Origin of the sequence: Vibrio genomosp. F10 str. 9ZD137, assembly GCF_049974785.1 — a bacterium.
Classification (GTDB): domain Bacteria; phylum Pseudomonadota; class Gammaproteobacteria; order Enterobacterales; family Vibrionaceae; genus Vibrio.
Window position 1 is genome coordinate 1 of record NZ_JBNGCJ010000293.1, and the last position, 8121, is coordinate 8121.

General features: G+C 39.0%; 6 protein-coding genes and 1 pseudogene. 3 read left to right on the plus strand and 4 right to left on the minus strand.

The annotated features are described in order from the left end of the window. Positions 1-292: pseudogene (locus ACP45E_RS05280) on the plus strand (class I SAM-dependent methyltransferase); the annotation flags it as partial. A gap of 91 nt (positions 293-383) precedes the next feature. On the opposite strand, the gene ACP45E_RS05285 reads toward ACP45E_RS05280, so the two are convergent. From ACP45E_RS05285 to ACP45E_RS05300, 4 genes are all read right to left on the minus strand, one after another. Next, a complete protein-coding gene (locus ACP45E_RS05285; RefSeq protein WP_017037546.1) occupies positions 384-1628 on the minus strand; it encodes a cysteine desulfurase-like protein in 1245 nt (414 codons plus the stop codon). Then, positions 1606-2244: a 2OG-Fe dioxygenase family protein gene (locus ACP45E_RS05290; protein WP_017034823.1), complete on the minus strand. Its 639-nt coding sequence runs from the start codon at positions 2242-2244 to the stop codon at positions 1606-1608. The genes ACP45E_RS05285 and ACP45E_RS05290 overlap by 23 nt, the downstream gene beginning before the upstream one ends. A gap of 291 nt (positions 2245-2535) precedes the next feature. Beyond that, positions 2536-3660, minus strand: coding sequence for a hypothetical protein (locus ACP45E_RS05295; RefSeq protein WP_017037545.1), 1125 nt, complete (start codon positions 3658-3660; stop codon positions 2536-2538). 99 nt (positions 3661-3759) lie between these two features. Next, complete coding sequence (locus ACP45E_RS05300; RefSeq protein ID WP_017037544.1) at positions 3760-4905, minus strand: DNA alkylation repair protein; 1146 nt, start codon at positions 4903-4905, stop codon at positions 3760-3762. A 536-nt stretch (positions 4906-5441) separates the two neighbouring features. Between ACP45E_RS05300 and ACP45E_RS05305 the strand changes: the two genes are divergently transcribed. Further along, entirely contained in the window at positions 5442-7217 is a 1776-nt protein-coding gene (locus ACP45E_RS05305) for a hypothetical protein (RefSeq protein ID WP_017037543.1), read from the plus strand. Between the two features lie 14 nt (positions 7218-7231). Beyond that, positions 7232-7915: a hypothetical protein gene (locus ACP45E_RS05310; RefSeq protein WP_017034827.1), complete on the plus strand. Its 684-nt coding sequence runs from the start codon at positions 7232-7234 to the stop codon at positions 7913-7915. Positions 7916-8121: the final 206 nt, after the last annotated feature.

The window sequence follows — 8121 nt, forward strand, 5'->3', positions numbered from 1 at the left end:
CAACAATGCCGATATTGTCATAGCGAGCGGCTCATTGAACTACCGCAGCCGAGAGCCTGACTATCTGACAGGTATGATTTCGCATATGTATGTCATGGCGAATGAAGCCATCATCTTTAACTTGCTCGATTCAAGCACCTTTCCCAAGCAGCCTTTTTTAACGGGGTACAACAAACAAGGAATCGTTCGCTATTGTAAAACCCTGTGCGACAACGTGGAACTTATTGATGGGTATGACCAACGCGACTTTACGATTGTCATGAAAAAATCGATAGAGGATGATAGCAAATAATGATGGCAGACAATGATGGTAGATAATCAAAGAGCCTCAGTTTGTGGCTCTTTGATCATGATAAGAAGAACGGACAATTAACAGAAGCGTACTAAACAAACATGTCGCTCAATACCTGAAAAAATCGGTCGATCTCTTCTTTGGTGTTGTAGTGCATCAAGCCGACACGAAGAATGCCTCCTTTTTGCGTCACACCCAGTGCATCGGTGAGCCGGTCCGCGTATAAGTGACCACTCCACGTATATATTTCATGCTCACCTAAGTGTGTCGCCACCTTTGCAGGGTCAACCTCACCAAAACGAAGGGCAAAGGTCGCCGTTCGATTATCTGTACCAGATTCACCCAGAAGTTCAATGGTAGGAAATTCATTTAGGCGCTCTAAAAAATAGCTCGACAGTGACGTTTCATACTGATGAATATTGCCATATGCCGACTCTAGTTGAGCACGCAAGCTTGGTCCTTCGCCTAACGAAGCTAGGTAATCAATTGCGCCAGAGAACGCTGAGAGTGCTTCAAAGTTAAGTGTCCCAGTCTCCCAACAGTTGGGAGCATACGTTGGAGCAGGTTCAACCTTGTAAGGTCGGTATTTCTCCAACAATGCTTGACGACCAAAAAGTACCCCTAAGTGAGGGCCAAAAAACTTGTACGCAGAGCCAGCAACAAAATCAGCACCTAACTTCTGGACATTGAGAATTTGATGAGGCAAAAGATGGACAGCATCAATAAACACCACACTGCCATTTGCTCTGGCAAGATCAGTCACCTTCTTAATATCAACGAAAGTTCCAGACAAATTGCTGGCTGCGGTCATCGCAACAAGGCGTGTTTTTTCATTAAGCAGTGACTGAAAAACCTCTAAATCAAGATTACAGCTGGCATCCTTAATGGGAACATAATGGACTGTTACACCTTTGTCTTCGGCCGCCATCGCCCATGAAGAACGATTGGCCCCGTGATCAGCATCGCTAAGAATGATCTCGTCCCCTGCCTGCCAATCTTGGCTGATTGCACGACTGAAATGGAACGCCATTGTCGTCATGTTTGCACCAAATACGATTTCATCTTTTGAACTTGCGCCAAATAAAGCCGCGGCTTTCTGCCTGCAAACATCCACTAGGCTGACCGTATTTTCACTCACAGAGAATCGCCCGCCCAGGTTTGAATTACCATGCTGAAGATAAGCGCCAAACCCTTCGATGACGGAAGTGGGTAACTGCGTTCCACCGGGGCCATCAAAATACACTGGAGACAGACCATTGTTCAGATTCCCTAACGCAGGGAACTGCTCACGTAAACTCATAACGTTGCTTGAATTAAGCGGTAAATACGAAGACATCACGAACCCCTTTTTTGCCCGCTTCACTCGACAGAGTTTCGGAAATATAGTGGAAAAATCGAGAATCGTTCAAAATAACGAACTGATTCTCTTCTAAAATAGTATTTAAATGAGCGTGCTGTTCCACAGGGGACATATAAATCTTGGTAAATCCCCCGGTTATATTTTTGCGCTGAACACAAAAAATACCGACAAAACGATAACCATCTTGATGAATACCTTCAGGAGCTGGAGAACTGGTGGCATCGGAATCGCAAGTCACTCGAATTTGATGAACCTCAACCACAGAGCTGTCTTTGTCAGTCCCTGTTTTTTGCATAAACGATTTGAGTAAATGTTGGAAATACACAGTGTTCACCATGTCGTGATCCATCTCTGCGAAATCTCGCTCTACATCACCAACAAGACGGTTAAATTCCGATGACTGATTAAAGGTGCAGTGAGGTAATCTCTCGACTCCTTCTTTATTCGCTTTAAACCGCGCATATGAGCGGAAGCGATGATCACTGTCGACATACTTATCAACGGGTAAATCATCAAAGTACGGACAAAGTGTCGGTGCGACTTCATTCGGGGTTTGAAAAGCATCGATGAGAATTTTATTTTCCATTTCCATAACTTGTCCTTATTTGGCTTACGACCAAATGGTTAACAATAAATTAACAACAAGCTTATTATCTCGCCTATTAATATATTATCAATACATAAAACCAAATACGCACATATATTCCAGAATTAAAACCCAAAACAATCAATGCTAGGAATTAAAGACCATAATTATTGAATTGTTAAGTTCATATGACTGAATAAGAACCATTTTGCAAAATCATCATGAGGTTTTGTATGGAAACTAACAGTTAAAATGAGAAAGCAAATTCAATCTAGGTCAACGCTCATTTTGTCGTTACTACGCTGTACTTCCAATTAATTGATAATCTAACGCTTTTTGCTTTAACTCTTGGTACTTTACCAACAACTGTTGCTTATCAAGATGTTCATCACCAAAGAAGAAACCATCGTTACTCTTAAGTTTTTCAAAATTATTGGTGAGCATATCGAGTACTAAATCAGATTTTTGGATTGTGTAGGAAGAGCACGATTTTCCATGAATATCATCCAGAAGATCCAGAAGATTAGATCGAAAGCTTTCCTGAATAAAAAGATCTTGCAGTGCTTCTGCACTCTGGATCGCCAATTCCCAGTTATTGTTGATGGCCGTTTGATGCTCAATAACGTGAGCACTAGCACCAAGCAATTTTAGTTGTTTAAGCTTGTTTTGGTAGGCCAAAAGAGCACAGTGTTTCTCTAGCTTGTAAAGATCAAACTTCTCAGTTTCAGACAGCTGAAGCGGGTTTTTTAATAAATAGTCAAAGAAGAAGCGAGTTTCAAATCGTTCTACACCATGAAAGATTGGCGTGTCTACTCCGTTACTATTGAAATGAATTTTTGGGTCAAATCGGTACATGTACCCGAAATCAAACAACTTAATTCTAGCGCTGTCTGATTGCAAAATATTGCCAGGACAGAAATCCCACTCAAAAAGGCCACGGAGTTCTAAATGAATAACCGTGTTAAAGATTTGGTCAAACACGGATTTATCAAGGCGCTGTAATGGTGCGCCGTCAATCCATGGCGAAAGAATGATGCCGTCTTGAAATGAAGCGTATTGAGTTTCCACTATGTGTTGGAAATCTTCAGGGTTGGATTGCTTCAAGGCTGAAAGGTCAATTCTTCTTTGAACTTCATTTAGGAAAGAAGTTTGCCCATCGATATTCTGTACTAAACTTTCCGACCGCTTAGTCTTTAGCGTCCAATCTTTACCCTCAATTCTTATATGATACACAATGGCAGTTAACCCTGATTTGAATGTTTCTACAACGTAAGGGCTTTGAGAGGTTGTTTTTTTCAGCTGGTCTAAAGTCAGTGGAATAGCATTAAGATCACCAAGTTTTAGGTTTTGTTTGCTGTTCACAAACTCTAACTGGACGGTTTGTCGTTGTTGCTCAAGGTTCATTGTTTTTGCATCCTCCATTAATACACTTTTCCTTTAATACACTGGAAGAATATATCGAGGTGCGGTGCCTACATACTGTGATGGTTCTAACTAATTAAGAGCAAGAATTTTTCACCCTCAGCATGACATTACTAATTCAAATTCATTCTGTGCCACTACCTTACCGTTCACCTGCAATTCGACCTTATGTATTCCTGAGTAATAGACCCGGGTAGTAATTGGTTTTATTGTATGCTTTTTCTTTATTGTCAGTCTGTTACCAGGTTCTATATCGACAACACGCCATTTAAATACCTTAGGTGACGTAGTGCCGTTCGCTTTCTGATGGTGAACAATGTAGTCGATCATCAACGGTTTAACGTGTTTCATTGTCGATTTAATCGTTGCACTCAGTTGGATTGAGCCACCATACATGAGCTTTGGCGCGGAAATATCGAGTAAACACTCATCCAATTCTACATCGCCATACCCCAACGCTTGTAACGTGGCCGGGTGTCCTGATTTTATCAAACTACGGCAAGCATGCTTGATCAATTTTTTTCGCTCTTGGCTGGCACCAATCAACCAGCCTCCGACAACTTGCGCCACTAAATCAGGGTGATCTTTACTGATATCATTCAGGTTGTTAGCCACTGATCGACGAACGTATTCGCTTGGATCATCTTTGAGTTTTTCCAGTAACGGTAACAACGCCTGAGGGTCTTTAACAAACTTGTTAAGGCGCATTCCCCAGGGCAAGCGCGGCCTTGAGCCTTCACTAGCCAGACGACGTACATGCTCGTCTTCATCCAAGGCCCACTGATGAACCACCAGCATTGTTTGATCCGGCTGTTCATTCAAAAATGGTCGAATGGCAAACTCTGAACTTGAGCGTTTAGTCATCTCTTTCAGTAACTTCATTGACAAGTCGAAATGCTGCATACCATGACGCGAGACATAATCCGCCAGCGGCATGATCGCCCAGCCATTCACACCACGTTGTGTACTTGGTTTCGAAATGGTGGCATCAGGTGCCTGAGCATCAATTCGCTCACCCAGCACTCGGTGCAGAATTTCACTGCTGCGCTCGAAGTCCTTAGGTAAGTAGTTGCTTAGCTGATGACATATGAGGTCACTACGCTGTTTTAGCTCCAGACTTTCCAGTTGGCTGTTAACCGCTGCAACGAACGCACTGTCATCGAACTGGTTATCAACTTGTTTTAGCTGACAAGCGAGGTTTTCTACCAGTTGAGGATTAAAAATATTTTTGAAAGCTTCAGGCATATAAATGAGATCCTAGTTGTTGAATATTAGTCACATGATTTTCTAAGGAAAAAACGCTTCCACCGCTTGAGAACATCGCTAACATAAGTTTCTCCTGTATCGTCGTCTATCCCTATATCCCGCTGAGAAATGAGTATATTCCTATTGATGCCAACTTATGTCCTATTAACATTCGTGTCCCATTGAAATTTATCTGCTTAGTGAGAAAATATGACATTTCCTATTAGGGAACATAACAATATCATGTACGCTAAAAATATTTCGTTTTCGTTCAAGAGAATAAGTAAACCTCTACATGTTACAGAATATATTCTGAACTAAACCATCTAAAATTTATATTTATACATGTTTATTTTCATTACTAGTGTTATAAATCTATCCGGGATACCTCATACTTATCGCCTTATTATTTCTAATTTAACGTTATCGTTATCGTTAAGTTATCATTAAAATATCTAATATTAATTTTATTCACACCAGGTTAATTATTTTTAGTGGGTAATTTATACATTCCAATATAAAACCTAGGACCATTTATGATTAATATAAATAATAGTAGCATGAAAATAACTCTTAACGTTATTTATAAGTTTGGTTTGATATTTTTATTGCTTTCATTTGCTTCTTCGTCTTACGCAACGATGAAGCTATATGATGCAACAAGTAGTTCTTACAATGGTAACTATAAACCATCTAACGTTATAGATAATAATTATGATTCAAAATTTATTACTGGTAGAAAAGATACTTCCCCTTGGTGGATGGCTAAAATCCCTAATAATAACAGTTCTGACCTTACTGTCAGTATACATACAAAAAATCCCAATAGAGTTAATGGTGCTGTCATTTCTTTGCTAGATAGTTCCAATCAAGAAATAGATACAAGAGTCATTGAATCAAAATCCACAGTTTTCGAATATAATTACGATTTTAACGACCTTCCTTACGGGGCCATTTATTTTATTAAAATATCAAAGTACGGTCGATTTCTCGAAATCTCAGAGGTAGCAGTAAATGATAATTATGACGAGCAACATTATTCTCATCTAACAAACCCATATTTAATTAATCTCATAAAAAACTCAAATGCTTCGGAGGGCAATTTATCTAGATGGAAAACCACTGGAAAGCATTGGAATGCCATCATTGATGGTAAGGATAGTGGCTTTCATATAAACAGTGATAGTTGGCATAGTAAAGAGCAAGTTATTGATCTAGTTGAAAATGGTTTTTCTCCAAGAGTTTTGGACCAACAACCACCCATTGTATTTTCTGAACAATTTTCAAACCTTGAACATTCTGGAAAATATAGTTTAAACATAACATTGCTCGATAAAGATCTTAATGTCATTAAACAGTGGAGAAGTGGTCATAAGAACCACAATAGTGATGCAAACGTTAAAGATCAAATTTCTTCAAAAATCACTCATTATGGAGCCGGATTAAGATTTATAAAATGGCAACACTCTGGAACTCGAGGTCGATTAGAAGATCAAGTATTATTTATAATGCCACCTAACATACTAAATAGTCCCGACAAATTAAAATCTTGGAAGACTAATGGGAAATTCATCGTAAAAAGTGGGATTGAAGGAAGTTCTTTTAAAACCTCTAGTAATTGGGCTACAAGGGAACAATTTATAGACCTCTATTCTTTAGGCTATTCTAAGGAAGAATTGGAAATAAAACCTCCTATTATATTTTCTAGTCGATATGGAAAAAATTGGCATCCAGATTTTTTCCGACTAGAAATAGCTCTTTTTGATGAAGATTATAGAGTTTTTAAATCATGGGATTCTGGAGTCCTACAAAACCAAACAAATTCAACAAGTAGCGACCAGTATGAAGATGCATTAGCTAATGTATTTGAAGATTATGATGGGAGTAAATTACGTTACATTAAATGGCGAGAGAGTGGTAAAAGTCTTGAGTATTCTGATGATTATTATGGCGTTATAATGAAAGATCCTTACATAGGTATTGTCAGTATACATCCTGGTGATAAAAATAAACTCCAATTGTTTTTATCACATGACTCTATACCAGTGACGAACCGCTCAACAATCCATCAGAGGTCTTCTTTTTTCTCTCACCTTTTTGAAGCTCTTGAATTATCAGCAGTTGCTCTTCTAGGTTGTAATCCAGCATCTATCGCCCTCAGTTCTGGTGGTTTGTGTGCTGGAGCAGTAGCAATTGATGCAGCCATTATAGCGACATCAGTTATCAGACATTCAGAGGATTATCCTTCCTATAAAGTACACAGTAAAAATGATACTAATTTTTCATCTTCTTGGTGTGAAGCACCTGAATAACTGAGGTATATATAATGACATTTAAATGGATTGTATTATTAGTTATTTCTTATAACTTATTTATATCTTTTATTGTTTCTGCTGAAGAGCCAGATAGAAATGGTTGGACATTAACTCGACCAAATCCAAACGTTGTTAGAGATGTAGATAAGAAATATCAACTACCAATGTCAACAGATGCTATAAAAAAATCACAAACAGGATACATGAAAACCCTTTATGATAGAGTGGATTTATCGTCTGATGATGACGGCCTATATATATATGTGTATTTATTTGGTGGTAATGATAGTCACGGTAATGAGTTTATTATTCGTCGTGCAGATAGGCCTGATGACAAAGGGTATTTTAGTGATGGAAGTACACGCTACTCCTATGAAGGGAATCCTGCTAATGAAGACGAGCCGCATCATATGTTTGTCCGCCATACTCAAATATCGTATGGATCGAATGATTACTATCCAGGTAAAGTTTGGTCAGCAGGGGCACTCGAGATAAAGTATGGAAAAATAGTTTGGGTTTCTGTCCGGTCTGGTCATTATACTCCAAGTATTGATACTTTGGATTATGTCGAAAGCACACTTAGAGCTTGGGGGTTATGGCATGAACATACTGAGAAACATGACTACAATTGGGTCCCAGATAAAACCAATCCCCCTAAGATACCGACGGAAAAACAGTGCCATGATGAACTGTAGATCATTTTTTGCGATGATTTTCAGCCCTATATGTTGACTCATAAACGAGTCTGGATTAAAGAAGATTGAACCAAACTAAAAAATGGACCTCACTGGCTTTTGTCCAAGTTTTTAAATGTTCACAACGCAAAAAGGACTGGCTAGTGGCCAGTCCTTTTTAATCAATTCTTATAACCCAAGATATTACTCGTAATCTGACGCGTAAG

Excerpts from the sequence above, each read along its gene's own strand:
- ACP45E_RS05285 (WP_017037546.1), bottom strand. The coding sequence starts at position 1,628 with ATGTCTTCGTATTTACCGCTTAATTCAAGCAACGTTATGAGTTTACGT.
- ACP45E_RS05290 (WP_017034823.1), bottom strand. The coding sequence starts at position 2,244 with ATGGAAATGGAAAATAAAATTCTCATCGATGCTTTTCAAACCCCGAAT.
- ACP45E_RS05295 (WP_017037545.1), bottom strand. The coding sequence starts at position 3,660 with ATGGAGGATGCAAAAACAATGAACCTTGAGCAACAACGACAAACCGTC.
- ACP45E_RS05300 (WP_017037544.1), bottom strand. The coding sequence starts at position 4,905 with ATGCCTGAAGCTTTCAAAAATATTTTTAATCCTCAACTGGTAGAAAAC.
- ACP45E_RS05305 (WP_017037543.1), top strand. The coding sequence starts at position 5,442 with ATGATTAATATAAATAATAGTAGCATGAAAATAACTCTTAACGTTATT.
- ACP45E_RS05310 (WP_017034827.1), top strand. The coding sequence starts at position 7,232 with ATGACATTTAAATGGATTGTATTATTAGTTATTTCTTATAACTTATTT.